Below are 23,258 nucleotides of genomic sequence, written 5' to 3' on the forward strand. Positions count from 1 at the left end.
GCGCGCGGCGTCACGCCTCCCAAACGGCCGCGGCCGTACGGTCGTCGGCGTAACCCTTGACCCTGACCCGGCTGTCGGCGAGGAACTCGGCCAGGCCGGGCGGGTCACCGTCGGACCATCGCCGTGCGAGGAGTTCGCCCAGCGCGGGCTCGCCGAGCAGTGGTTCGGCCAGGCCCGCGCTGCACATCAGGAGCACATCACCCGGGCGGGCTACGGAGGCGCGGAAGCGGAACGGCTCGCGGGGCGGACCGGCGGGCGCTCCGGGCGGTGCCGGGATGCCGGTCTCCACGGTGGGACGGTCGTCGCCGGGCGGCGAGCCGAAGCCGACGACGGGCTCGCCGGTGACGTCGCCCGGGCGGGGCTCCATGTTCTGCCAGACGCCGCCGCGCAGCCGGAACAGCCCGCCGGCGCCGACGCCGAAGAACACGCGGGTGCGGCACTCGGGGGCGGCGGGCAGCAGCAGGCAGCGCAGCGTGGCCGCGTACTCGTGCGGGGCGAGGCCCTGGTCGGCGGCGTCGGCACGGAGCCGGCCGAGGCCGCGGTCGGTGAGGCGGTGCAGGCCGGACTTGAGGTCGCCGCGACGGGCGGCGCGCAGGTCGTGGGCGAGCCGGGCGTGGCTGCGGCCCACGGCACCGGCGATCCACCGGCAGACGTCGGCGGCGGCCCGGTGCGTCCCGGCCGTCCCGCGGGCGCCGGTCGCCGTCGCCACCAGGACCAGCGCCTGCTCCCCCGCGCCGAACCGGGCGACGAGCAGGGCGTCGCGGCGCGGGTCGCCCCGGTAGCGCGCGGAGTCGCCCCGCACGGAGACGGCCCGCACGGTGCAGGTCCCGTACCGGGCCCCCTCCAGCACGGTGTCCGCCACCAGCCCGTCCAGTCCGTCGGGATCGGCGGCCGGCAGGGCGGTGGGCTCGGCGTCGTAGGTGGGCGGGCCGGATCCGACGTAGTCCGGGACGGGGGTCCGGGCGGGGTGGGCGCCCTCGGCGGGCGGGCCCCCGGTGGGGCGGGGGCCGTCGGCCCCTGACCGCGGCCCCGCCACCGGGTCGTCGGGGAGCGGTGGAGGCACCGGCTGCGGCGGGTGCGCGGGGAGGAACGGGGGCGAAGGCGACGGCAGCACCGGGGAGGAGGCCGGGGGCGACGGGGCCGCAGGAGGCGCGGGTGCTTCGGGTGTCCGCGCGGACGGGGGCGGGGAGACGGGCGGCACGGGGGGCCGCGGCTGCCCGGCTGCGGGGGTCCCCGGGCCGTCGCGGGGCGGGAAGGTCACCGGGCCGGCGGGGCCGGCGGAGGGCGGCTCCCAGGGAGCGGGCCACGGGGTCGTGGGACCGGCGCGGTCCGTGACCTCGGGTGGCGAAGGGGCCGGGGCGTCCCGCGGCGGCCGCCGGTCCTCCGGAGCCTCCGGCGCCCGAGGTGTCCGCGGAGTCCCCGGTGTGCCCCCGCCGCCGCCCGTGCGCCATCCGGGCCCGTCGCTCCGGCCGGACGGGGCGGGGCGGTCGCGCTGCTCCGGGACGTGCCGTGGGCCCGGTGCCGTCCACCAGGGTGCCCCGGCGTCCGGCGGGTGGGGCTCCCGCGTGCCGGAGGCGCTGTCCCGCCGGGCGTCGGACAGGCCGGCCACCGTGTCCGAGACCGACGCGAACCTGTCGTCCAGGGAATCCGGCGCCGCCGCGGGCCCGGTGTCGTCGGTGGAGTCGTCGTACAGCTCCCTCCACCAGTCGTCCTCGTGACCGGTGGGCCTTCCCCCCTGCTGGCTCATGTTCCTGATTGTCCACGGCGGAAGCCGGATGAAAACGGGGCATCCGGAAAATCCCCCGGCGCTCCGTGCCCCGGACGGCGTGTCGGGTGACGGGGTCGAACGGGTGTTGCGAGAGGGGTGGCCGGGCGGTTCCACCCCCCACGGGAGAACCGCCCGGCGACGCCACCTTGGCAGAGCGGCAGACGGTACCGCGATGATGTCCCGAGGCGGATTTGCGCCGTGGCCGTTTTCCGCCACGCGCGGGCACCGCCGGGGTTCAGTGATCTTAGGGGAGGGACGACGCCCGATGCTGGGAGTGCTGGGGCTTCAGGACACGCACGAGTCCGCCTACCGCGCGCTGGTGTCCTTGGGCGCGGCCGACGTACCGGATCTGGCACGGCGGCTGACGCTCGGCGAGCAGGAGACGGAACGGGCGCTGCGGCGGCTGGAACAGCACGGACTGGCGGCCCAGTCCTCGGCCCGTCCCGGCCGCTGGGTCGCCGCGCCGCCGGGCGTGGCGCTGGGCGCGCTGCTCACCCAGCAGCGGCACGAGCTGGAGAGGGCGGAACTGGCGGCGGCGCTGCTGGCCGAGGAGTACCGGGTGGCGGCCGGCGAACCGGCGGTGCACGACCTGGTGGAGGTGGTGACCGGCGCGGCGGCCGTCGCCCGTCGTTTCCTCCAGCTCCAGCTCGGCGCGAGCGAGGAGGTGTGCGCACTGGTCACCGGCAATCCGGTGGCCGTCACCGGGATGGAGAACGACGCGGAGGCCCAGGCCACCGAACGCGGCGTGCGCTACCGCGTGGTGGTCGAGCGGGCGGTGCTGAACGGGCCGGCCGGCATCACCGAGGTGAGCGCCGCGCTCGGCCGCGACGAGCAGGTGCGGGTGGTGGACCGGGTGCCGACCAAGCTCGTCGTGGCCGACCGCTCGCTCGCCCTGGTGCCGCTGACCACGCACTCCGCGGAACCGGCCGCCCTGGTCGTGCACGCGAGCGGGCTGCTGGAGCTGCTGTCGGGACTGTTCGACTCGGTGTGGCGCGAGGCGCTGCCACTCAGGCTCGGCGCGTCCGGTGTGACCGAGCAGGGTCCCGACGGGCCCGACGGCACCGATCTGGAGATCCTCTCCCTGCTGCTGGCCGGACTGACCGACGCGAGCGTCGCCAAGCAGCTCGACCTGGGGCTGCGGACCGTCCAGCGCCGGGTCAAGCGGCTGATGGAGCTGACCGGGGTGACGACCCGGCTCCAGCTCGGCTGGCACGCCTACGAGCGGGGCTGGGTGGCCCGCACCCGCTGACGCGCCCGGCGGACTGCGGACCGCGCCGCTCTCCTGCACCCTGGACAGATGGGAGCGTGGGACCTCCTGCTGACCGGCCTGGTCATCCTGCTCGGGCTGTTCGGTGTGCTGCTGCCGGGCATGCCCGGATCGTGGCTGGTCTGGGCCGGGGTCCTGTGGTGGTCGCTGAAGGATCCGCAGCCGCTGTCGTGGTTCGTGCTGGTCGGCTCGACGGCCGTGCTGCTGCTGTCGCGGGCGGTGCGCTGGGCGCTGCCGCCCCGCCGGCCCCGTTCGGACGCCCTCACCCACCGGCTGACGGCGTACGCGGGTGCCGGGGCCGTGCTCGGCTTCGTGCTGGTCCCGGTGATCGGCGCGGTGCCGGGTTTCCTGGGCGGCATCTACCTCGCCGAGCGGCTGCGGCTGGGCCGGCACGGCGAGGCGATGACGGCCCTGCGCACCGCGATGCGCTCGGGCGGCTCCAGCCTGCTGACGGAACTGTTCGCGTGCCTGCTGGTCACCGGGGCGTGGCTGGGGGCGGTGCTAGCCGGCTAGCCGGACGCCCTCCAGGGCGAGCAGCCGGGTCTTGCGCGCGAGGCCGCCCGCGTACCCGGTCAGGGAGCCGTCCGCGCCGATCACCCGGTGGCAGGGGCGCAGGATGAGCAGCGGGTTGGCGCCGATGGCGCCGCCGACGGCACGTACGGCGGGCCGGGAGGCGCCGATGCGCGCCGCGATCGCGCCGTACGTCGTGGTCGCCCCGTAGGGCACGGCGTCCAGGGCGGCCCACACGCGTTCCCGGAAGGCGGTGCCCTCGGCGCGCAGCGGCAGCCGGAACTCCTCCAGCTCCCCGGCGAAGTAGGCGGCGAGCTGGGCCTCGGCCTCCCGGAACGGCCCGGTGTCGCGCCGCCAGCCCTCCTGGACGACACGGCCGCCCTTCTGCCCGGGCACGGACAGGGAGGTGATCGCGCCGTCCGGGCCCGCGGTGAGGAGGAGCCGGCCGACGGGGCTGTCGGTCTCGGTCCAGTAGGTCGCGGTCGTGGTCATGAGTGCTGCTCCAGCTCTCCTGCTGCGCGCAGGTGGTTCAGGGCGTACGAGCGCCAGGGGCGCCAGGTGTCGGGCACGGTGAGGCCGGGCGGTGCGACGTCCGGGTCGCCGAGCGCGCGGGTGCGTACGACGGCGGCCGTACGGGCGTCCAGTCCGGGCACGGCGAGGAGCGCCCGCGCGGCGTCCTCCCGGTCGGCTCCCGGGTCCAGGCGTACGACGCCGTCGGCGAGGGCGGCGGTGAGGGCGCCCGCGGTGCCGTGCGGCTCGGCCTCGGCGAGCACGGCCGGTTCGGGGAAGAGGTGGGTGAGGCTGCCGCAGGGCGCGTCGAGCCTCTTGCCGTACCGCTGGACCAGCCGCTCGGCCTCTCGCCGCCCGACCAGGGCCCGTACGGCGAGTTCGTCGGGGTCGGCGGTGCCCGGGGAGCGCAGTCCGGGGCGGGCGGCGACCAGCGGGGCGAGCCGGGGATCGGCGCCGAGCCGCTCGTCGACGGCGTACGGGTCGGCGTCGAGGTCGAGGAGTCTGCGCAGCCGCTGCACGGACGTGGTCAGGTCGCGCAGGTCGGTGAGGTGGAGGCGGGCGTCGAGCCAGCCGCCCGCGCCGGGGCGGGGTGTGCCGGGCCGCTCGTCGACGGCGACGATGCCGGTGCCGTGGGGCAGCCGCAGGGTGCGCCGGTACACGCGGCGGCCCGGTGTGCCGCTCACCTCCTCGACGCCGGCGACGGCCTCGCGCTGGAGGAGGTCGAAGACGGGTCCGGCCAGGTAGGGGCCGCGGTGGGCGAGCCGCAGGGGGATCCCGGCGGACGGGGTGGCCGCTCGCCGGGAGGCCGGGGCGGCGGCGCGCAGCGTGCTGGGGGTGGCCGCGTACACGGCCTTGATCGTGTCGTTGAACTGGCGGACGCTGGCGAAGCCGGACGCGAAGGCGATCTCGGTGACCGGCAGCGCGGTGGTCTGGAGCAGGACGCGTGCGGTGTGCGCCCGCTGGGCGCGGGCGAGGGCCACGGGGCCGGCGCCCAGTTCGGCGGTGAGCTGGCGCTGCACCTGCCGGGGGCTGTAGCCGAGCCGGCCGGCGAGTCCGGCGACGCCCTCGCGGTCGACGACGCCGTCGCCGATCAGCCGCATGGCCCGGCCGACGACGTCGGCGCGCACGTTCCAGTCCGCCGATCCCGGCACGGCGTCGGGACGGCACCGCCGGCAGGCCCGGAAACCCGAGCGCTGCGCGGCGGCGGCCGTGGCGAAGAACCGTACGTTGTGCCGTCTGGGCGTGACCGCCGGGCAGCTCGGCCGGCAGTAGATGCCGGTGGTCCGCACGGCGAAGAAGAACGCGCCGTCGAACCGGGCGTCCCGGCTGCGAACGGCCTCGTACCTGCTGTCCTCGTGCTCCGCGGTCTCCATCACGCCGTCCAGTCTCCGCCAGTCCGGCACGCCGGGCTGGCGGAAATCGGACATCGCGCCCCGGGCCGCGGCCGCGGCCGTGCGGGACCGCTACCGCAGGCCGCCCCGCTTGGCCTCCATCGCCGCCTTCCCGATGGCGCCCCGGCGCTTCCACTCCTTGCGGATCTCGGCCCGCATCCGGGCGTCGGTCTTGGCGACGATGCGCTGGTTCTCCCGCAGCAGCTTGCGGTAGCTCTCCAGCCGCCGCGCGGGCAGTTCGCCGCCGTCGATGGCGGCGAGGACCGCGCAGCCCGGCTCGCTCTCGTGGGCGCAGTCGTGGAAACGGCAGTCGCGGGCCAGTTCCTCGATCTCGGCGAAGACCTGCCCGACCCCGTCTCCGGCGTCCCACAGTCCGACGCCCCGCAGCCCCGGGGTGTCGATCAGCACTCCCCCGCCGGGCAGGGCGAGGAGGTTGCGGGTGGTGGTGGTGTGCCGGCCCTTGCCGTCCACGTCCCGCGTGGCCTGGACGTCCATGACGTCCTCGCCGAGCAGCGCGTTGGCGAGGGTGGACTTGCCGGCGCCGGACTGGCCGAGCAGCACCGCCGTACCGCCGGAGACGACGGCGGCGAGGACGTCCAGACCCTCGCCGTGGGCGGCGCTGACGGACAGCACCGGCACGCCGGGCGCGGTCGTCTCCACGTCCTGGACGAGGTGCGACAGCGTCACCGGGTCGGGCACCAGGTCGGCCTTGGTGAGCACGACCACGGGCTGCGCCCCGGACTCCCAGGCGAGCGCGAGGAAGCGCTCGATCCGGGCGAGTTCGAGGTCGGCGGCCAGGGACACGGCGACCACGGCGTGGTCGACGTTGGCCGCGAGGATCTGCCCCTCGGACCGCTTGGAGGAGGTGGAACGCACGAAGGCGGTACGGCGCGGCAGGCACGTCCGTACGTAGCGCGGGGTGCCGTCCGGTTCGACGGCGACCCAGTCGCCGGTGCAGACGACGCGCAGCGGGTCGTGCGGGGTGACGAACGCGGTGTCGGCGCGCAGGACGCCGTCGGCGGTGACGACGTCGCACTGGCCGCGGTCGACGCGGACCACACGGCCGGGGAGCAGTCCCTCGGCGGCGTACGGGGCGAACGCGTCTGCCCAGTCCTCGTCCCAGCCGTAGGGAGCGAGGGCGGAGAAGGCGGAGGTGGAAGTCAAGGGTGACCCTTCACAAGGGCGGCCCCGGCGGCGCGCGTTCAGCGACGCGCGGAAGGAAGAGGTGTCAGCCGGCGGCCACGGAGGTGGACGTGATGGATTCCGGGATGCGGGCAGCGCCCAGCGCGACGACAGCCATCGGTCGACACCTCCTCAGCATGTGCTTCCGTCGTCCCACGGCGGTCTCCGTGTGACGTGTGGTCCACATTAGCCCGCCGTCGCGGTGGAGCGTCAACCGCTTTTTCGCGGCACGCCGACGGGCCGTCGGGGGCCGCGGGTCGCGGCGCCCGGGACGAACACCGCGGCCCGGTCCCCGCACGATTCGTGCGGGGACCGGGCCGGAACCTCTCACCTCGCGGTGTGCGGCGGGCTCACACCTCGACGGGCGCGTCCGCGGGCAGGCTGTCCATGAAGGAGCTGACGGAGAAGACCGCGTTGCCGGCGCCGGGCGGGCCGTAGCCGGGGGGCGAGGACAGGCCGAACTCCTCCATCGTCTGCCGGTACGCCTGGAGCAGCCGGATGTGGTACTCCAGCGGCGCGCCCTGGGGGTTGGCCTTGCCGAGCGGCGTGGTGGGCTCGGGGCACCAGGTGGTGAAGCGGGGCGTGATGCCGTGCGACATGAAGAAGCGCAGGCCCTCGGTGGTGGAGGCGATGGCCTCGTCGACCGTCTTGAATCCGAAGGGCTCGGCCATCTCGACACCGGCGACGAAGTTCGGGATCACGTTGCGCGCGCCGAAGACCTCGGCGGAGTCCAGGATGCGCCGGTGCCACTCGTCGCGGCCGACGTACCGCTCCTTGCCGGGGCAGTACATCTTGAACAGGTACTCGTCCCACACCTCGAAGTTGGGGTGGTAGATCTGCACGCCGTAGTCCTTGAAGCGCTGCACGTCGTCCTTGGGCAGCGCCTGGGCGACGACCTTGCCGATCCAGCGGCCGGGGAAGCGCTCCTCGATGGCCTTGGCGTAGTGGCCGTAGAAGTCGGCCTCGTCCCGTCCGGAGACGGTCTTGGTGATGGCGCCGCCGGTGAGGGTGTAGGCGGTGGAGGCCTTCTGGGTGTCGTAGCGGTCGATGATCTCCAGGGCCTCCAGCACCTCCTCGACGTCCTTGACGCCCGTGTAGGGGCGGCCGGCGGCCTTGTGCTGGCGCCAGTTGTGGTTGATGTCGCAGTACTGGCACTCCTCCTTGGCGCCGAAGTACTGGCAGACCCGGAAGACGGTGAGGTAGATCAGGTATCCCCACTGGATGGTCGGGGCGACCTCCATGACCGACTTCCCGTTGGAGAGGGTGTGCCGGTAGTACTCGGGCATCGGGGGGACACCGACGTCGGCGATGCGCCTGCCGTCGAGGTAGAGGCCGAGCACGCCGTCCTCGTTCGCGGCGACGCGGTAGGGCGAGGACGGGTTCACCCGGACGGAGACGACCGTGCGGCGCAGGTCGTAGGGGCCGCCGGTGAGGATGATCTCCTCGGGCGGGCGGCGCAGCGCGGCCTCGCCCAGCTCGGGCAGGGTGCCGTGGTCGAAGGAGAAGATGAAGTAGGACTTCGGCTTGACCTCGCCGTCCTCGTTGTCGCTCAGCGCTGAGGGGTCGAAGGCCACGCCGCCCCGCAGGAGGTCCTCCTTGAAGACGGCCTCGCGCGGCACGTGCGGGAACCGCTCCATCAGATCCTCGACCAGCGCGGTGCGGCTGTCCATCGAAGTGTCTCCTCCCGGTTCGTGCGTACGACTCCTCACGGTATGCCCCTGCCCGGGCATCCGGGGTGCCGGGTCCCCTCATCCGGCCCCGGGACCCGTCCGGCAGGCCCTAGCATGAAACCTAGGAACTCTAGGAAGTCAGGAAGGTGGCCCATGCCCCGAGCCGGTCTCACGACCGACCGCGTCGTCGCGGCCGCCGCGCAGCTCGCCGACGAGGCCGGGTTCGAGAACGTGACGGTCTCCGCGCTGGCCCGGCGCTTCGGGGTGAAGGACGCGAGCCTCTACACGCACGTCAGGAGCCTCCAGGACCTGCGCGTGCGGCTCGCGCTGCTGGCCGGCGGCGAGCTGATCGACGCGATCGAGGCGGCCGTGGCGGGCCGGGCCGGGAAGGAGGCCCTGGCCGCCTTCGCCGGCGCCTACCGGACGTACGCGCTGCGTCACCCCGGCCGGTACGCGGCCACGCAGATCCGCGTCGACCAGGCGCTGCTCGCCGAGTCACCCGCCCTGCGCCGCACGGCCGAGATCACCCACGGCATGCTCCGCGCCTACGGCCTCGCCGAGCCGGACCTCACCGACGCCGTGCGCCTGCTGCGGAGCACCTTCCACGGCTTCTGCCTGCTGGAGGCCGGCGGCGGCTTCGGCGCGCCGCGGGACGTGGAGGCGTCGTGGGACAGGGCCGTCGACGCGCTGCACGTCGCCCTGGAGCACTGGCCCGCCGGCCACTGACCCGCGGCGGGCCGGGTCCCTCGCGCGACGGGCGGTCCGGCGGTCAGTTCTTGCGTGCCACGCCGCAGACCGCGACGTCGACGGTGTCCCGCGCCTCGGTGTCCGGGCGCCAGTCGGCGGTGGCCACGACGCCGGGCTCCACCAGCTCCAGCCCCTCGAAGAACGTGGCGATCTCCTGCGGCGAGCGCAGGTGGTAGGTGTTGGCGGACTGCCCGTTGTACGTCCGCACCGCCGTGTTGAGCGCCTCGTTGGAATCGATGCCGTCGCTCAGCGCCAGGTAGCTGCCGGCGGGCAGCGCCGACAGCAGTTCGGCCACCAGATCGCCGGGACGCTCGTCGTCGGAGATCTGCCCCATGATCCCCAGCATGGTCAGTGCGACCGGCCGGCCGAAGTCCAGCGTCTTCCCGGCCTCGGCCAGGATCCGGGCCGGGTCGCGCACATCGGCGTCGACGTAGGCGCAGGCCCCCTCCTCGCTGCTGGTCAGCAGGGCCTGGGCGTGCGTGAGGACGAGGGGGTCGTTGTCGACGTACACGATCCTGCTCTCCGGCGCGATGCGCTGGGCCAGTTCGTGTGTGTTGTCGGCGGTGGGCAGGCCGGTGCCGATGTCGAGGAACTGGCGGATGCCGGCGTCCTCGACCAGGTGGCGCACGGCGCGTGCGAGGAACTGCCGCTGCAGGCGCGCGACGGCCGCGAACTCCGGGAACGTGGACAGGATGACGTCGCCGACCTCGCTGTCGACGGGGTAGTTGTCCTTGCCGCCCAGGAGGTAGTTCCAGACACGGGCGGAGTGCGGGCGGTCGGTCTGCAGCCTGACCCTGACTTCATCACGCGGGTGATCCATGGGGACAGCTTCACACAGAGCTATGCCGCAGATGGTCAACTCCCCCCTCTCCGCACCTCGTCGTAGGTCGGAACGGCACCGCGCGGAGTACCGCCGGAACCGATCTCGGCCACCGCCTCCAAGGCCGCGCCCAGTGCCCTCCGGTACAGCAGCGAGCCGAGGCTGACCCGGGCCACCCCGAGCCCGGCGAGCTGGGGCAGGGTCGGGCCGGCGGGTGTGTAGAGGACGTTGAGGGGCACGTCGAGGCGCCGGACCAGGGCGGTGATCGCGGGGGCGTCGCTCAGCCCCGGCACGAAGACGCCGTGGGCGCCCGCCTCCCGGTAGGCGTCGACACGCCGTTCGGTGTCCGTGCCGTCGCCGAGCCAGTACGTGTCGGTGCGGGCGTTGACGAAGAGGCCGGGGGCCGCCGCCCTGACCGCGGCGATCTTCGCGGCGTGCCGGCCGACGGGACCGAGGCCGTCCTCCAGATTGATGCCGACGGCTCCGACGGCCGCCAACCGCCGTGCGTACTCGGCGACTTCATCGGGGTCCTCACTGAAGCCGCTCTCCGCGTCGACGGAGAGGAGGAACGGCTCGGAGCCCAGCGCGCGGGCCAGCCGGAGCGTTTCCTCACGGGTCGCGGACGCCCCGTCGGGCAGCCCGTTCGCCGCCGCCACACCGAGACTGGTCGTACCGATCGCCGCGAAGCCGCGCCCGGCGAGGGCGAGCGCGGAGGCGTGGTCCCAGGCGCAGGGCAGCAGCAGCGGCCGCCCGGCGACGTGCAGATCGGCGAAGGCGGTCACGACAGGCCGCCCACGGCGTAGGCGTGGTACGCGAATCCGGCGAGGTGCGGGGCGGGTTCGCGCAAGCCCCGTCCCTCGCCGGCCCCGTCCCGGCGGGTCCGGGTGGCGGCCGGGGCGAGGACGTGGCCTGCCATGCCGCTGACGGCGTCGGCGGGGGCGACGGTCGCGGTGGTGTTGGTGTCGCTCATGTCCCGCACGCTAGGGGCCGGTTGCTTCGGTCCCGGCCGAAGTGTCCCGGCTCTCGCGGCGGGTACCCGGAAGGTCACTCCACGTCAACATCTCCCTCGATGCGACCGGAAGGTGGACATGGCAAGCAGCGAGCGACGCGACGGCCGCCCCCAGCGGCGGTGGCGGGACACCTTATGGGCCATCGGCCTGTTCGCACTGGTCGGCGGGTTCCTGATCCGTCTGGCCTTCAACGGGACCTCGGCCTGGCTGCCCGCTCTCGTGGGCGCCGCCTCGATGAGCGTCTTCGTCGTGTGGCTGGTGCGCCGCCGCCGACGCCACGACGCGCGGACCACCGGTGCCGAGCCGGACGACGTGCCGGTCATGGAACGGCAGATCCTCCAGGGGGCGCCGCCGCCCGAGGAGCCCGGCCGACGGCGGGCGATGGCCGCGCTGGTCGACTCCCGTCAGCGACGGCTCCGGCGCCACCGCTGGTGGGCGTTCCCCCTCCTCGGTGCCCTGTTCTTCGGCATCGCCGCCCTGTGGTTCGCCTCCGGCGCGGTGGCGGCGGGCGGCTGGATGCTGGCGGCCGCGGTCATCACCATGGGGTGGATGGTCTGGTACCACCTCCACTACGACCGCCGTCTGACGCGGATGCGCCGCCGCCTCCAGGGCTGAGCGGCGCCCGGTTGGGTTAGCGTCGTCGTATGACCAGCGCTTTCGCCGACGCCCTCGCCACGGGCCCGCTCGTGCTCGACGGCGGCCTGTCCAACCAGTTGGAGGCGGCCGGGCACGATCTGGGCGACGGGCTGTGGTCGGCCCGGCTGCTCGCCGAGGAGCCGGAGGCGATCACCGCGGCGCACCTCGCCTACTTCGAGGCGGGCGCCGACGTGGCGATCACCTCCACGTACCAGGCCACCTTCGAGGGCTTCGCTTGGCGCGGCATCGGCCCGAAGCGGGCGGCCGGACTGCTCGCCCTCGGCGTGGAACTGGCCCGCGAGGCGGCCCGCCGGGCCGGTCGCGACCGCCCGCTGTGGGTGGCCGCCTCGGCGGGACCCTACGGCGCGATGCTCGCGGACGGCTCCGAGTACCGCGGCCGGTACGGGCTCACCGTCGCCGAACTGGAACGCTTCCACCGGCCCCGGCTGGAGGCGCTGGCCGCCGCCCGGCCCGACGTGCTCGCGCTGGAGACCGTCCCCGACGCGGACGAGGCGGCGGCGCTGCTGCGGGCGGTACGCGGGCTCGGTGTGCCGGCCTGGCTCTCGTACACCGTCGCCGGCGGCAGAACCCGCGCCGGGCAGCCGCTGGAGGAGGCCTTCGCACCGGCCGCCGACGCGGACGAGGTGATCGCGGTCGGCGTGAACTGCTGCGACCCGCGCGACGCGGCCGCCGCGGTGGGGACGGCGGCCCGGGTCACCGGCAAGCCCGTGGTCGTGTACCCCAACAGCGGCGAGACCTGGGACGCGGCCGCCCGCGGCTGGACCGGCGCCGCCACCTTCACCCCCGAGGCGGTACGGGGCTGGCACGACGCCGGGGCCCGGCTGATCGGCGGATGCTGCCGGGTGGGCCCGGAGACGATCCGCTCGGTCGCGGCGGCGCTGGCCGGGGCCTGATCCGCCCCGCGGTCACCGGCCGACGCGCCTGCCCACGCGTACCGTCCGGGCTTCCCGTCGGCCGGTGTCCGCCTCCCACAGGGCCAGTTCGGCGTCGCGGGGGCCGCGTGCCGTGCGGGGCGCGCCGTCGCCGAAGACGTGGACGGGGTGCGTGGCGTCCCAGGACGGCCAGCCCGGGTCCCCCGACTCCGCGAACCGGACCCACGCCCCGTGCATCGCGTCCGCCAGTTCCTGCGGAGCGCCCTCGCCGGCGAGCCTGCGCGCGTCCGGCACGTCGCCGCTGTCGAAGACGAAGCCCAGCTCCAGGGCGTGGCAGGCACCGAGGTCGGGCAGGTTGGACGGCCAGGCGAACTCGTAGACGTACGACGTGCCCGGCCGGGCGCCGGCCAGGCGGTGCACGGGGACGCGGAGCAGGTGGTCGGTGACGAGCTGGCCGACGGTCTCCGCGGTGCCGGCGCCGGGGCGCAGGGCGCGGTAGCCGCGGACCACCTCGTTGCCGCAGTGGCAGCGGGCGCGCGCGCCGGCCAGGGCGACGGCGCCGAGCCGGTCGACGCGTTCCAGCAGGCCGCCGGGGACCAGCCACAGCCGGTACTCGTCCCGCGTCCAGCCCGTCATCAGGTCGACACCGGGCGCCGCGTCCCCCTCCACGAGCGCCTCCAGCGGGTCGCCCGGCACCACGTCGCCGTCGACGACGATGCCGAAGGCGGGCCCGCCGAGCACCGGGCTGCTGAGCCGGCCCACCTCGGCCTGGGCCCGCAGCAACTGCTCGCGGTCGGCGGTGGCGAAGGCCTCGGCGGTGGCCGGGATCCTCAGGCGGGAGGCCATGCGGCGGACCATACGGCGGACCTTGTCCCGGTCGGACGCCTCCGGTGCCCCGCTCTGCAGCACCGCCCGCCGCACCAGGCCGCGCGCCTGCGGGGCCGCGAGGAGGGCGCCCGCGCTGATGGCGCCGGCGGACTGTCCGGCGACGGTGACACGGCCGGGGTCGCCGCCGAAGGCCGCGATCGAGCGGTGCACCCACTCCAGCGCGGCGATCTGGTCGCGCAGACCGGCGTTGGCGGGGGCGTCCGGGAACAGTCCGTATCCCTCGACGCCCAGCCGGTAGTTGACCGACACGCAGACCACGCCGTCGCGGGCGAAGGTGCTGCCGTCGTAGACGGGCACCGCGGACGATCCCCTGGTCAGCGCGCCGCCGTGCAGCCACACGAGGACGGGCAGGCGGGCGCCGGGGCCCGGTTCGGGCGTCCAGACGTTGAGGTTGAGGCAGTCGTCGCCGGGGATCGCCGGGTCGGACAGATAGCGGGCGAAGGCCTCGGAGTACGGGGGTTTCGGCGCCGTCGGGCCGAACGCGCCCGCGTCGCGCACCCCGTCCCAGGGCTCGGGCGGCACGGGGGGCCGGAACCGGCGGGGGCCGAACGGGGGAGCCGCGTACGGGATGCCGCGGAACACGGCGATCCCGTGTTCCCGTCTGCCGCGTACGGCCCCGTGGGGCGTGACGACCACGGGGTCCGTCGGGTCCGCTCTCATGCGCTCACCAGCCCTTCGCCGCGTCACCGCACCGTTGTACCGCCGAAGCGCACCGCCCACATCACAGCGCCTCCCCTCGCCCGGGTATTCCGGCACGGCCGCCCGGCGGCGGGCCGCACGGCTCGGACGGGCCCGGCGCCGGTCCGGGCGCGGGGCCGCGCCGCGACGGCCTCAGCGGCCGGCGTTGAGCCGGGCGGCCCTGCGGGTGAGGTGGTCGCGTTCGGCGAGGTTGGGTGCCTTGCGGGCCGCCTCGGCGTACAGCCGGGCCGCGGTCTCCCGGTCGCCGGCGCGCTCGTGGAGGTACGCCTCGACGGCGGTGTGGCGGGGCAGCGAGTCGTCCAGTGCCGCGAGGGCCGCCAGTCCGGCGTGCGGTCCGTCCGCCTCGCCGACGGCCACGGCGCGGTTGAGGCGGACGACGGGGCTGTCGGTCAGGCGTACGAGTTCGTCGTACCACTCGACGATCTGCACCCAGTCGGTCTCCTCGGCGGTGGGCGCGTCGGCGTGGAGGGCGGCGACCGCGGCCTGGGCCTGGAACTCGCCGAGCCGGTCGCGGGCGAGGGCGCTCTGCAGGATGCGGACGCCCTCGGCGATGGAGGCGGTGTCCCACCGGGCGCGGTCCTGCTCGGCGAGCGGCACCAGTCCGCCGTCGGGCGCGGTGCGGGTGGCGCGGCGGGCGTGGTGGAGCAGCATGAGGGCGAGCAGCCCCGCCACCTCCGGGTGGTCGACCTGCGACGCGAGCTGCCGGGTGAGGCGGATCGCCTCGGCGGCGAGGTCGACGTCACCGGAGTAGCCCTCGTTGAAGACCAGGTAGAGGACGCGCAGCACGGTGGCGACGTCGCCGGGCCGGTCCAGGCGCACGGCGGAGACCGTGCGCTTGGCCCGGCTGATGCGCTGGGCCATGGTCGCCTCGGGCACCAGGTAGGCCTCGGCGATCTGCCGGGTGGTGAGCCCGCCGACGGCGCGCAGGGTGAGCGCGACGGCGGACGCCGGGGTCAGCGACGGGTGGGCGCACAGGAAATAGAGCTGGAGTGTGTCGTCCACCGCAGGGGCGGGCCCGGGCCCGGGTTCGTCCTCGACGAGGTCCTCGCGCCGGCGGCGGGCCGCGTCGGCCCGCCGCGCGTCGAGGAACCGGCGCCAGGCCACGGTGACCAGCCAGCCCTTGGGGTCCCTCGGCGGGTCGTTTGGCCAGACGCGGACCGCCTCGACCAGGGCGTCCTGCACGGCGTCCTCGGCCGCCGCGAAGTCGGCTCCGCGGCGGACGAGGACGGCGAGGACGCTCGGCGTGAGGCTGCGGAGCAGGGCCTCGTCCATGACCGGTCTCACTCCGTGATGGTGGGGGGCGCGCTCAGGAACGGGCGCAGTTCGAGCCACTCGTGGATGGGCCTGCCGCCCGCCCCCGGCGCGGCGGACAGTTCCCCGGCCAGTTCGACGGCGCGGTCGTAGCTGTCGACGTCGATGACCATCCACCCGGCGATGAGGTCCTTGGTCTCGGCGAACGGGCCGTCGGTGACCGGCGGGCGCCCCTCGCCGTCGTAGCGGACGAACGTCCCCTCGGGGGCGAGGGCCTGGCCGTCGACGAACTCGCCGGTCTTCTCCAGCCGGTCCGCGAAGTCCTGCATGTACTGCATGTGCGCCGAGATCTCCTCGGGCGTCCACTGGTCCATGGGGACGTCGTTGACCGCGGCCGGGGCGCCCCGGTAGTGCTTGAGCAGCAGGTACTTGGCCATGGTGTTCTCCTCGGTGCTGTGCGGCCCGTCGTGGTCGCGTTCACCCCTGGGTCGGAGCCGGTCACGGGTTCTCGACATCGCCGCCGAAGTTTTTTTTCCGGCACTTTCGCACGGCTTCCCGACGGGCCGCTTCCCGTGTGCCCGAAGGGACGACGGGTCAGCCGCCGGCGTCCAGGTGGTTGTCGGGGGCGCCGTCGCCCGCCGGGGGCAGGTCGCCGCGTTCCACGGGGACGGTGGCTCCCGGGCGGGGCGAGGGCAGGGTGGCCGCGGCCTCGGCGGCGTCGGGACGGTGGACGGAGACGGCCGCCCGGCGCAGCACGTCGCGGGGCACGGCGTCCGCGCCGGCGGTCAGCCGGACGACGTGCCCGTCCTTCGGCAGGGCGTACTCGTGCTGTCCGTCGCCCGTGCGGTACAGGGTCTCCGCGTCGCGCTCGCACGTGACCGGCCCGCCGCCCGCGTCGCCGACGGGACGGGCGCGGCAGGTGTCCTCGGTCATCGAGCCGCGATCGGCCGAGAGGGTGATCACGGCTCCCGAGCCGGACGTGTAGGCGGCGGAGAAGCCGTCGTCGCCGAGCACGCCGACGGACTGCCGGGCCAGGGTGAAGCCGGGGACCCTGGTGACGTAGACCAGTTCGGGGGCGATGCCCAGCGCCGTCGCCCGGTTCTCGAGCTCGTCGGAGGCCGGGAAGACCTCCTCGGCCGCGGCGGAGGCGGCGGCCGAGGAGGCGGCGGCCGCGACCGGGTCGTCCGCCGGGCCGTCCGAACCGCAGGCGGTGAGCAGCAGGGGGGACAGCAACAGCAGCGGCAGCACGCGCACGCGACGATTCATGCGGTCATCCTGCCGCACGGGTGCGGGCCGGTTCTCCCGAACGGTCCGGCCCGGCGGCCGGGGGTGTCCGTTTCCTTCAAGACGGTCATCGCACGTCCTGCCTACGGTGGCGTCATGACCGCACGATTCGACGCCATCGGCCTGGTCGTCTCCGACATGGCCGCCTCCGTGACCTTCTACCGCCGGCTCGGTTTCGCCTTCCCCGAGGACGCCGGGGAACAGCCGCACGCCGAGGCCGGGCTGCCCGGCGGGACCCGGCTGCTGCTCGACACCGAGGACTCCGTCCGTTCCTTCCACCCCGGGTGGCGTCCGCCCGGCGGCAGCGGGCGCGCTTCGCTCGCCCTGCTGTGCGACGCGCCCGGCGAGGTGGACGCCCTGTACGGGGAGCTGACCGCCGCCGGGTACCACGGTGAGCTGAAGCCGTGGGACGCCTTCTGGGGGCAGCGGTACGCCGTCGTCCACGACCCGGACGGCAACGGCGTCGACCTGTTCGCCCCGCTGTCACCCCAGTAGCCGGGCCGGGGACATACCGGTCAACTCCCGTACGTCCCGCGTCATGTGGGCCTGGTCCGCGTAACCGGCCCGGGCGGCCGTCTCCGCGAGGGACGTGCCGCCCCGCGCGAGGGCCAGCGCGCGCCGCAGGCGCAGTACGCGGGCCAGCGTCTTGGGCCCGTACCCGAAGGCGGCCAGCGAGCGGCGGTGCAGCCGGCGTGAGCCGATGCCGAGTTCGTCGGCGGTGGCGGCGACCGGGCGGCCCGCGTCGAGGGCGGCCACGATCCGGCTCAGCAGCGGGTCGGGGGGGCCGGCCTCGGCCGCCCGGGTCAGCGCCGCCTCCTCCAGGCCGCTCACCGGGTCGGGGGCCGCGTTCACGCGCGCGGTCAGGCGCCGCGCCTCGGCGGCCGGCCACAGGTCGGACAGGTCGACGCGCCGGTCGCGCAGTTCGTGCGCGGGGACGCCGAGGAGCGCGGGCGCGGTGCCGGGGGAGAAGCGGACGCCCGCCCAGCGGCCCGGGGAGCCGTCGGTGAGGTACGCGCGGGTGTCGGGGCCCGCGACCAGCAGGCGGCCCTCGTGCCACAGCAGGTCCATGCAGCCGTCGGGCAGCACGCGCCCGGGACCGGGGCCGGCCGGGGTGCTGGTCCACATCACCGCGCCGGTCAGCCGGGACGCCCGTTCCGCGTACACGCGGGCCAGGTTACGCCGCCGGGCTCCGGTGCTCCCGGGGGCTGACGCCGTGGACGCGCTCGACTCGTCCCGGAGCCCGCGGGGCCCGGCCCACGACGGGGTCGCCGAGGGCCCGGTACCGGGCGGGCGGCGCGGCGTCGGCGCGGGCGGACCGGGCCCGCGGCGCGGCGGTGACCAGCAGGTCGGCGCGCACAGGCGGTCAGGAGGACTCGGGTTTGTCCCCGTGGTGGTCGTGGTGGGTGTTCTTCACGTGGGCGCGCAGGCGGGCCGTGACGTCGTCGGGGGGCAGGAACCGGGACCAGCGCTCCGGGAACTCGGACGGCATGTCGGGGTCCGCCTCGCCGCTGGCGGCGGCGCGGGCCACGTACTCGGCGACCTGGGCCTGGCGCAGCCGCTCGTTGGCCTCGCGGGCGGCCGCGGTGGCGGCGGCCGGCCAGACCCGGTCGATGGCCGCGTTGACCGCGGCCCCGACGAGCACCGCGAAGGCGGACACACCGATCCACAGCAGTACGGCCACGGGCGCGGCGAGCGACCCGTAGATGGTGGGGCCCTCCACGGTGCTGGTGAGGTAGATGCGCAGCAGGAAGCTGCCCAGCACCCACATGGCGAGGGCGACCAGCGCGCCGGGCACGTCCTCGATCCACGGGGAGCGCACCGGCACGGAGACGTGGTAGAGCGTGGTCAGGAACGCCACGGACAGGATGATGACGACCGGCCAGTACAGCACCTGGACGACGGTCGTGGACCACGGCACGACCCGCACCACGGCGTCCGGTCCGGCCACCATCAGCGGCAGCGCCACCGAGCCGATCAGCAGGGCCACGATGAACAGCAGGAAGGCCATCAGGCGGGTCTTGACGATGCCCCGGACGCCGTCGAGGCCGTACATCACGGTGATGGTGTCGATGAAGACGTTCACCGCGCGGGAGCCCGACCACAGGGCGAACAGGAAGCCGATGGAGATGACGTCGGGTCTGCCGCCCTTCATCACGTCGTCGAGGATCGGCTCGGTGATCTGCTTGACGCCCCGCTCGGAGAGCACCGCGCGGGAGGCGTCCAGGATGTTGGCGCGCAGGCTCGCGGTGGTGTCGGCGCCGATCCACATGTCGACGTAGCCGAGCAGTCCGATGACGCTCAGCAGCAGCGGAGGCACCGAGAGCAGGGTGAAGAACGCGGCCTCGGCGGCCAGGCCGAGGATGCGGTACTCCATGCACGAGTTGACGGTGTCCTTGAGCAGCAGCCAGGCGGTCCTGCGTTTGGAGACGTTCCGGTAGAGGACCCGGGCACGGTGGAGCCGGCCCGAGGGCCGTTCGGGGGATTCACTTGCTGGCTGCACGCCCTAAAGGTATCCGCCGCCGGCACCCCCACTCATCCGCGGAGGTCCGGGTCGGCGCCGGTCAGGGGGCGCGGTAGGTTCGCCGTCATGGCAGGCAGCACCCACACCGTGACGAACCAGGCCCCGCCGCTGGCCGGGTACGACGTCTTCTCCACCGACCGGGTCCTCGTGTCGGCGGTCGAACGGCATCTGGCACCCGAGGTGCGCGAGGAGGCGCTGGCCGAGCTGACCGGCCTCGGGCGAAGCTGCGGGTCGGCGCAGGTGCAGGAGTGGGCCGCGCAGGCCAACGACAACCCGCCGGTCCTGCGCACGCACGACCGGTACGGCCGGCGCGTCGACGAGGTCGACTTCCACCCCGCCTGGCACCGGTTGCTGGGCAAGGGCGTCTCGGCGGGCCTGACCGCGGCCTGGACCCGGCCCGGCGGGCATGTGCGGCGGGCCGCCGGGTTCCTCCTGTGGACGCAGGCCGAGGCGGGCAACGGCTGCCCGCTGTCGATGACGCACGCGGCGGTGCCGGCCCTGCGCACCGACCCGGCCCTCGCCGCCGAGTGGGAGCCCCGGCTGACGTCCCGGGTGTACGACCAGGGGCTGCGGCCGGCTCATCTGAAGGCCGGCGTGCTGTTCGGCATGGGCATGACCGAGAAGCAGGGCGGCAGCGACGTACGGGCCAACACGACGGCCGCCCGGCCGCTCGCCGAGGACGGCGCGTACGAGCTGACCGGGCACAAGTGGTTCTGCTCGGCGCCCATGTCGGACGGTTTCCTGGTGCTGGCGCAGGCGCCGGGCGGGCTGACGTGCTTCCTGGTGCCGCGTGTGCTGGCGGACGGCACCCGCAACGTGTTCCTGATCCAGCGGCTCAAGGACAAGCTGGGCAACCGGTCCAACGCCTCCGCCGAGGTCGAGTTCGCCGGGACCTGGGCGCGCCGGGTCGGCGAGGAGGGACGGGGGGTGCGCACCATCATCGGAATGGTGGCGGCGACCCGGCTGGACTGCGTGCTGGGCTCGGCGGGGATCATGCGGCAGGCCGTCGCGCAGGCGGTCCACCACTGCGAGCACCGCGAGGCCTTCGGCGGCAAGCTGGTCGACCGGCCGCTGATGCGCAACGTGCTCGCGGACCTCGCCGTCGAGTCGGAGGCGGCCACCACGCTGGCGATGCGGCTGGCGGCGGCCCAGGACGCCGCGGACGGCGGCAGCGAGCGGGAGCGGGCGCTGCTGCGGCTGGCGGTGCCGGCGGCGAAGTACTGGGTGACCAAGCGGTGCGCGCCGCTGGCGGTGGAGGCCGCCGAGTGCCTGGGCGGCAACGGGTACGTCGAGGAGTCGGGGATGCCCCGGCTGGTGCGCGAGTCGCCGCTGAACTCGATCTGGGAGGGCGCCGGGAACGTGCAGGCGCTGGACGTGCTGCGGGCGCTGGGACGGGAGCCGCTGGCGCTGGACGCGTATCTGGCGGAGGTGGGCCGGGCGCGCGGCGCCGATCACCGGCTGGACGCGGCGATCCGGGGGCTGCTGACGGAACTGGCCGATCTGGAGGCCGCCGAGGGACGGGCGCGGCGGCTGGTGGAGCGGCTCGCGCTGGTGCTCCAGGGCTCGCTGCTGGTGCGGTACGCGCCGCCGGAGGTGGCCGACGCCTTCTGCGCCTCGCGGCTGGGCGGCGACGGGGGCGCGGCCTTCGGCACGCTGCCGCCCACGCTGGATCTGGCGTCCGTGGTGGAGCGGGCCCGGCCGGCGGCCTGAGCCGCGCCCCGCGGTCCCGCCCGGCGCGGGGGCGGTGCCGTTCCGGCGCGGCGCCACACCCCGTCACGCGGACCCGGCCGGCCGGGTCCGCCGTCCGCACGGCGTGGGCACACGTCGGGACACCGGGAGACGTCCACCACGGCCGCGGGGGTCGCGGCTCGCTCGCGGGCTGGGTGCCGAGAATGTCCGTCCTCCGCCGTTCATCACCGGGCCCCGTCCACCACGTGTCCCGGGCCGCCATCCGCCCTGCGTGTCCCGGACCGCCGCCGCCTCGCGCCCCCGGCCGCCATCCGCCGGACACCCCGGGCGCCATCCGCCGGACTTCTCCCCCGCGCAGGGCGCCCGACGTCCCGTCAGGCCGGGACGGCGCTGCCGAAGGCGGCGGGTTTTCCGTGTACTTGGACCGTCCGCCTCCGCGGGCACCCCCCTCTGCCGTAGCATCCTGTGCGGACCGCCCCATCTGTTCCACGGTCACCGCGGGGAACGACGGGCGCAGTGGGAGCCGGGGCCCGTGGAGGTTCGTATGAAGCAGCGCGGCAGACACCGCCGGCGCAGCCGGGGCAGGGCGCTGCGCGCGGCCCTGACCGGGGCGGCGCTCGCGCTGACCGGCGCGGCCACGCTGATCAGCGCCTCGCAGGCCGACGTCGCCGACGCCCCGGGCGCCCTCAAGCCGCTCACCGGGGCCGGCGCGGCAAAGGCCCTGCGGCTGACCGAGCACCGGGTGCCCGAACCCTGGCTCGACCGTCTCTCCGCCGCGATGGGCGAACCGGTGGGCGTCGACACCGTCCTCGGGTCCGCCGACCGCACCCTGCGCGACGCCGCCGACTGCACGGCCGACGACCGCGAGGCGCTGCCCGTCTCCCCCACGGCCACGCGGGCCTACTGCTGGGACGCCGAGGACACGCGGGGCTGGCGGCCCGGCGCGGTCACCACCTCCGGCGACGCCGACGACGACGGGCTGTGGGGCTCCCACCGCGTCGTCCTGTCCGCCTGGAGCCGCGACGACGGCACCCCCGAGGGCTCACTCGCCCGGGTCTCCTTCATCGACGCCGACGATCCCGGCCGCCTCGCCTACGCCTCGGCCCTGCTCACCGTCCCGGTCGACGGCGGACGCGACTACCGCGCACTGGCCTCCCCGGTCTCCGGCATGGTCTGGTACCAGGACAAGCTGCTGGTCACCACCGGCGCCGGAGGCCGCGACGCGCTGTACGTGTACGACGTGGACCGCGTCCAGCGCGCCACCGCCGACGCCCGGGCGGTCGGCCGGGTGCCCGGCGGCTGGGCGGCGCACGGCCACCGGTACGTCCTGCCCGCCGTCGCCTCCTACCGGCTGTCCGGCACACCGGACGCCGCACGCCCCTCAGCCCTCTCCCTCGACCGCGGCACGGCCCCCGCCTCCCTGGTGGCCGGCGAGCACGTGGCCGCCGACTCGGGCCGGCCCACCCGTCTGTGGCGCTACGCACTGGGCACGGACCCGGCGCACGCCGGACTCGCCACCGACTCCGCCGGGCACGCGGACGCGACGGAGGCGTACGAGAGCGGGGCGGACGAGGTCGCGGGCGTGCTGTCGTACCGCCCGGCCGGGGCCGGCCGCTCCGACTGGTACCTGGGGCGCCCGGCCGGTGAACTGGGCGGGCGCGGTGCGCTGTGGCGGCAGGACACCGAGGGCGCGGCGGCCGTGGAGTGCGGCGCCGACCGGTCCCGGCTGTGCTGGAGCGGGCCGCCGGGCTCCCTGTCCTACTGGGCGGGGACCGGCGAGGTGTGGTCCCAGTCGGGCCGGATGCTGTTCGCGGTGCCGCTGGCCTCGCTGGACGAGGCGCTCGGCTGAGCACCTGACCGGGATCGACAGATCTCGTGGGTGGATGATTCCCTGGCCGGCATGACCAACATCGCCGTGACCACCTGGTCCCTGGAGCAGACCGCGCCCACGGATCTGCTGCCGGCCGCCGCACCGGAGGGGGACGTCCGGATCGTCCGCTCCGAGGTGCCCTCGCCCGAGTTCAGCCGCTTCCTCTACGCCTCCGTCGGCGGCGACATCCGCTGGACCGACCGGCTCGGCTGGACGTACGCCCGGTGGCGCGAGCACCTGGACCGGCCCGGCGTGGAGACCTGGGTGGCCTACGAGCGGGGCACGCCCGCCGGGTACGTGGAACTGACACCCGGGGACGACGGCGTGGTGGAGATCGAGTACTTCGGCCTGATCCCCGCCTTCCGCGGCCGGGGCATCGGCGGCCACCTGCTGTCGTACGGCACGGCACGCGCCTGGGACCTCGCGGACCGCTGGCCGGGTCTGGCCACGACCAAGCGGGTGTGGCTGCACACGTGCAGCAAGGACGGCGAGTTCGCCATGGACAACTACCAGCGGCGCGGATTCCGCCTGTTCGACACCAAGGTCGAGGAGGAACCGGAGGTGGCGACTCCGGGGCCGTGGCCCGGGGCGTTCCCTTCCTGACCTGAACCCAAGCGTCCGTTTTCGGCCCCTGTGACCGACGACACCCTTG

23 protein-coding genes are annotated in these 23,258 nt (G+C 75.2%); 9 read left to right on the forward strand and 14 right to left on the reverse strand.

Annotated features, from left to right (window positions below; translation table 11 throughout):
* Positions 1-10: 10 nt before the first annotated feature.
* A complete protein-coding gene (locus tag ACH499_RS31075) occupies positions 11-1,063 on the reverse strand; it encodes a protein phosphatase 2C domain-containing protein (protein ID WP_399020049.1) in 1,053 nt (350 codons plus the stop codon).
* 970 nt (positions 1,064-2,033) lie between these two features.
* Here ACH499_RS31075 and ACH499_RS31080 point away from each other — a divergent pair.
* Entirely contained in the window at positions 2,034-3,017 is a 984-nt protein-coding gene (locus ACH499_RS31080) for a helix-turn-helix domain-containing protein (RefSeq protein WP_356202299.1), read from the forward strand.
* A gap of 48 nt (positions 3,018-3,065) precedes the next feature.
* On the forward strand, positions 3,066-3,548 hold the full coding sequence (locus ACH499_RS31085; protein ID WP_356202300.1) for a DUF456 domain-containing protein: 483 nt from the start codon (positions 3,066-3,068) through the stop codon (positions 3,546-3,548).
* Here the strand turns inward: ACH499_RS31085 and ACH499_RS31090 are convergent.
* The 4 genes from ACH499_RS31090 to ACH499_RS31105 all read right to left on the reverse strand — a co-directional run bounded on the left by ACH499_RS31090 (position 3,537) and on the right by ACH499_RS31105 (position 8,298).
* Positions 3,537-4,037: a methylated-DNA--[protein]-cysteine S-methyltransferase gene (locus ACH499_RS31090; protein ID WP_356202301.1), complete on the reverse strand. Its 501-nt coding sequence runs from the start codon at positions 4,035-4,037 to the stop codon at positions 3,537-3,539. The genes ACH499_RS31085 and ACH499_RS31090 overlap by 12 nt on opposite strands.
* Positions 4,034-5,428, reverse strand: a complete 1,395-nt coding sequence (locus tag ACH499_RS31095) for an AlkA N-terminal domain-containing protein (protein ID WP_356202447.1) — start codon at positions 5,426-5,428, stop codon at positions 4,034-4,036. The genes ACH499_RS31090 and ACH499_RS31095 overlap by 4 nt, the downstream gene beginning before the upstream one ends.
* Before the next feature lie 90 nt (positions 5,429-5,518).
* The gene (gene rsgA, locus ACH499_RS31100; RefSeq protein ID WP_356202303.1) at positions 5,519-6,610 is read right to left on the reverse strand and encodes a ribosome small subunit-dependent GTPase A; all 1,092 of its coding nucleotides are present in this window, start codon (positions 6,608-6,610) and stop codon (positions 5,519-5,521) included.
* Positions 6,611-6,978: 368 nt separating this feature from the next.
* Positions 6,979-8,298, reverse strand: a complete 1,320-nt coding sequence (locus tag ACH499_RS31105; protein WP_356202305.1) for a radical SAM protein — start codon at positions 8,296-8,298, stop codon at positions 6,979-6,981.
* 153 nt (positions 8,299-8,451) lie between these two features.
* Between ACH499_RS31105 and ACH499_RS31110 the strand changes: the two genes are divergently transcribed.
* Positions 8,452-9,024 (forward strand): TetR-like C-terminal domain-containing protein, encoded by a 573-nt coding sequence (locus tag ACH499_RS31110; RefSeq protein WP_356202307.1) that lies wholly within the window; start codon positions 8,452-8,454, stop codon positions 9,022-9,024.
* Positions 9,025-9,067: 43 nt separating this feature from the next.
* Here the strand turns inward: ACH499_RS31110 and ACH499_RS31115 are convergent, their stop codons facing one another.
* From ACH499_RS31115 to ACH499_RS31125, 3 genes are read right to left on the reverse strand one after another with little or no spacing between them, the layout of a single operon-like run.
* Positions 9,068-9,865: an SAM-dependent methyltransferase gene (locus ACH499_RS31115; protein ID WP_399020056.1), complete on the reverse strand. Its 798-nt coding sequence runs from the start codon at positions 9,863-9,865 to the stop codon at positions 9,068-9,070.
* 35 nt (positions 9,866-9,900) lie between these two features.
* Complete coding sequence (locus ACH499_RS31120; protein ID WP_399020058.1) at positions 9,901-10,647, reverse strand: isocitrate lyase/phosphoenolpyruvate mutase family protein; 747 nt, start codon at positions 10,645-10,647, stop codon at positions 9,901-9,903.
* Positions 10,644-10,835 carry a hypothetical protein gene (locus tag ACH499_RS31125; protein WP_399020060.1) on the reverse strand — a complete coding sequence of 64 codons (192 nt, stop codon included), beginning with the start codon at positions 10,833-10,835 and terminating at the stop codon, positions 10,644-10,646. Before ACH499_RS31125 ends, ACH499_RS31120 begins: the two co-directional genes overlap by 4 nt.
* 118 nt (positions 10,836-10,953) lie before the next feature.
* Between ACH499_RS31125 and ACH499_RS31130 the strand changes: the two genes are divergently transcribed.
* Positions 10,954-11,490, forward strand: a complete 537-nt coding sequence (locus ACH499_RS31130; RefSeq protein WP_399020063.1) for a hypothetical protein — start codon at positions 10,954-10,956, stop codon at positions 11,488-11,490.
* A 29-nt stretch (positions 11,491-11,519) separates the two neighbouring features.
* Positions 11,520-12,425: a homocysteine S-methyltransferase gene (mmuM, locus tag ACH499_RS31135; protein WP_399020065.1), complete on the forward strand. Its 906-nt coding sequence runs from the start codon at positions 11,520-11,522 to the stop codon at positions 12,423-12,425.
* Between the two features lie 12 nt (positions 12,426-12,437).
* Here mmuM and ACH499_RS31140 read toward each other — a convergent pair whose 3' ends face one another.
* From ACH499_RS31140 to ACH499_RS31155, 4 genes are all read right to left on the reverse strand, one after another.
* Positions 12,438-13,952 carry a carboxylesterase/lipase family protein gene (locus ACH499_RS31140; protein ID WP_399020067.1) on the reverse strand — a complete coding sequence of 505 codons (1,515 nt, stop codon included), beginning with the start codon at positions 13,950-13,952 and terminating at the stop codon, positions 12,438-12,440.
* Between the two features lie 171 nt (positions 13,953-14,123).
* A complete protein-coding gene (locus tag ACH499_RS31145) occupies positions 14,124-15,263 on the reverse strand; it encodes a DUF6596 domain-containing protein (RefSeq protein WP_356202449.1) in 1,140 nt (379 codons plus the stop codon).
* A gap of 8 nt (positions 15,264-15,271) precedes the next feature.
* Positions 15,272-15,679 (reverse strand): YciI family protein, encoded by a 408-nt coding sequence (locus ACH499_RS31150; RefSeq protein WP_356202318.1) that lies wholly within the window; start codon positions 15,677-15,679, stop codon positions 15,272-15,274.
* Between the two features lie 157 nt (positions 15,680-15,836).
* Positions 15,837-16,508 carry a hypothetical protein gene (locus ACH499_RS31155; protein WP_399020070.1) on the reverse strand — a complete coding sequence of 224 codons (672 nt, stop codon included), beginning with the start codon at positions 16,506-16,508 and terminating at the stop codon, positions 15,837-15,839.
* Between the two features lie 114 nt (positions 16,509-16,622).
* Between ACH499_RS31155 and ACH499_RS31160 the strand changes: the two genes are divergently transcribed.
* The gene (locus ACH499_RS31160) at positions 16,623-17,021 is read left to right on the forward strand and encodes a VOC family protein (protein WP_356202321.1); all 399 of its coding nucleotides are present in this window, start codon (positions 16,623-16,625) and stop codon (positions 17,019-17,021) included.
* Here ACH499_RS31160 and ACH499_RS31165 read toward each other — a convergent pair.
* Entirely contained in the window at positions 17,010-17,690 is a 681-nt protein-coding gene (locus ACH499_RS31165; protein ID WP_399020073.1) for a helix-turn-helix domain-containing protein, read from the reverse strand. The two genes, ACH499_RS31160 and ACH499_RS31165, sit on opposite strands and share 12 nt — an antisense overlap.
* A 199-nt stretch (positions 17,691-17,889) precedes the next feature.
* Complete coding sequence (locus ACH499_RS31170; protein ID WP_356202325.1) at positions 17,890-19,026, reverse strand: YihY/virulence factor BrkB family protein; 1,137 nt, start codon at positions 19,024-19,026, stop codon at positions 17,890-17,892.
* 87 nt (positions 19,027-19,113) lie between these two features.
* Between ACH499_RS31170 and ACH499_RS31175 the strand changes: the two genes are divergently transcribed.
* The 3 genes from ACH499_RS31175 (at position 19,114) to ACH499_RS31185 (ending at position 23,209) form a co-directional block, all read left to right on the forward strand.
* On the forward strand, positions 19,114-20,757 hold the full coding sequence (locus ACH499_RS31175) for an acyl-CoA dehydrogenase family protein (protein ID WP_356202326.1): 1,644 nt from the start codon (positions 19,114-19,116) through the stop codon (positions 20,755-20,757).
* Positions 20,758-21,280: 523 nt separating this feature from the next.
* Positions 21,281-22,585 (forward strand): hypothetical protein, encoded by a 1,305-nt coding sequence (locus tag ACH499_RS31180; RefSeq protein ID WP_356202328.1) that lies wholly within the window; start codon positions 21,281-21,283, stop codon positions 22,583-22,585.
* Positions 22,586-22,636: 51 nt separating this feature from the next.
* On the forward strand, positions 22,637-23,209 hold the full coding sequence (locus ACH499_RS31185; RefSeq protein ID WP_356202330.1) for a GNAT family N-acetyltransferase: 573 nt from the start codon (positions 22,637-22,639) through the stop codon (positions 23,207-23,209).
* The last annotated feature ends 49 nt before the right edge of the window (positions 23,210-23,258 follow it).

Source organism: Streptomyces sp. NPDC018947 (assembly GCF_044390505.1).
Classification (GTDB): domain Bacteria; phylum Actinomycetota; class Actinomycetes; order Streptomycetales; family Streptomycetaceae; genus Streptomyces.

Coding starts and splice junctions, on each gene's coding strand:
- ACH499_RS31115 (WP_399020056.1), bottom strand. CDS start 9,865: ATGGATCACCCGCGTGATGAAGTCAGGGTCAGGCTGCAGACCGACCGC.
- ACH499_RS31130 (WP_399020063.1), top strand. CDS start 10,954: ATGGCAAGCAGCGAGCGACGCGACGGCCGCCCCCAGCGGCGGTGGCGG.
- ACH499_RS31080 (WP_356202299.1), top strand. CDS start 2,034: ATGCTGGGAGTGCTGGGGCTTCAGGACACGCACGAGTCCGCCTACCGC.
- ACH499_RS31180 (WP_356202328.1), top strand. CDS start 21,281: ATGAAGCAGCGCGGCAGACACCGCCGGCGCAGCCGGGGCAGGGCGCTG.
- ACH499_RS31175 (WP_356202326.1), top strand. CDS start 19,114: ATGGCAGGCAGCACCCACACCGTGACGAACCAGGCCCCGCCGCTGGCC.
- ACH499_RS31095 (WP_356202447.1), bottom strand. CDS start 5,428: ATGGAGACCGCGGAGCACGAGGACAGCAGGTACGAGGCCGTTCGCAGC.
- ACH499_RS31105 (WP_356202305.1), bottom strand. CDS start 8,298: ATGGACAGCCGCACCGCGCTGGTCGAGGATCTGATGGAGCGGTTCCCG.
- ACH499_RS31145 (WP_356202449.1), bottom strand. CDS start 15,263: ATGGACGAGGCCCTGCTCCGCAGCCTCACGCCGAGCGTCCTCGCCGTC.
- ACH499_RS31160 (WP_356202321.1), top strand. CDS start 16,623: ATGACCGCACGATTCGACGCCATCGGCCTGGTCGTCTCCGACATGGCC.
- ACH499_RS31090 (WP_356202301.1), bottom strand. CDS start 4,037: ATGACCACGACCGCGACCTACTGGACCGAGACCGACAGCCCCGTCGGC.
- ACH499_RS31150 (WP_356202318.1), bottom strand. CDS start 15,679: ATGGCCAAGTACCTGCTGCTCAAGCACTACCGGGGCGCCCCGGCCGCG.
- ACH499_RS31185 (WP_356202330.1), top strand. CDS start 22,637: ATGACCAACATCGCCGTGACCACCTGGTCCCTGGAGCAGACCGCGCCC.
- ACH499_RS31085 (WP_356202300.1), top strand. CDS start 3,066: ATGGGAGCGTGGGACCTCCTGCTGACCGGCCTGGTCATCCTGCTCGGG.
- ACH499_RS31110 (WP_356202307.1), top strand. CDS start 8,452: ATGCCCCGAGCCGGTCTCACGACCGACCGCGTCGTCGCGGCCGCCGCG.
- ACH499_RS31140 (WP_399020067.1), bottom strand. CDS start 13,952: ATGAGAGCGGACCCGACGGACCCCGTGGTCGTCACGCCCCACGGGGCC.
- ACH499_RS31125 (WP_399020060.1), bottom strand. CDS start 10,835: ATGAGCGACACCAACACCACCGCGACCGTCGCCCCCGCCGACGCCGTC.
- ACH499_RS31155 (WP_399020070.1), bottom strand. CDS start 16,508: ATGAATCGTCGCGTGCGCGTGCTGCCGCTGCTGTTGCTGTCCCCCCTG.
- mmuM (WP_399020065.1), top strand. CDS start 11,520: ATGACCAGCGCTTTCGCCGACGCCCTCGCCACGGGCCCGCTCGTGCTC.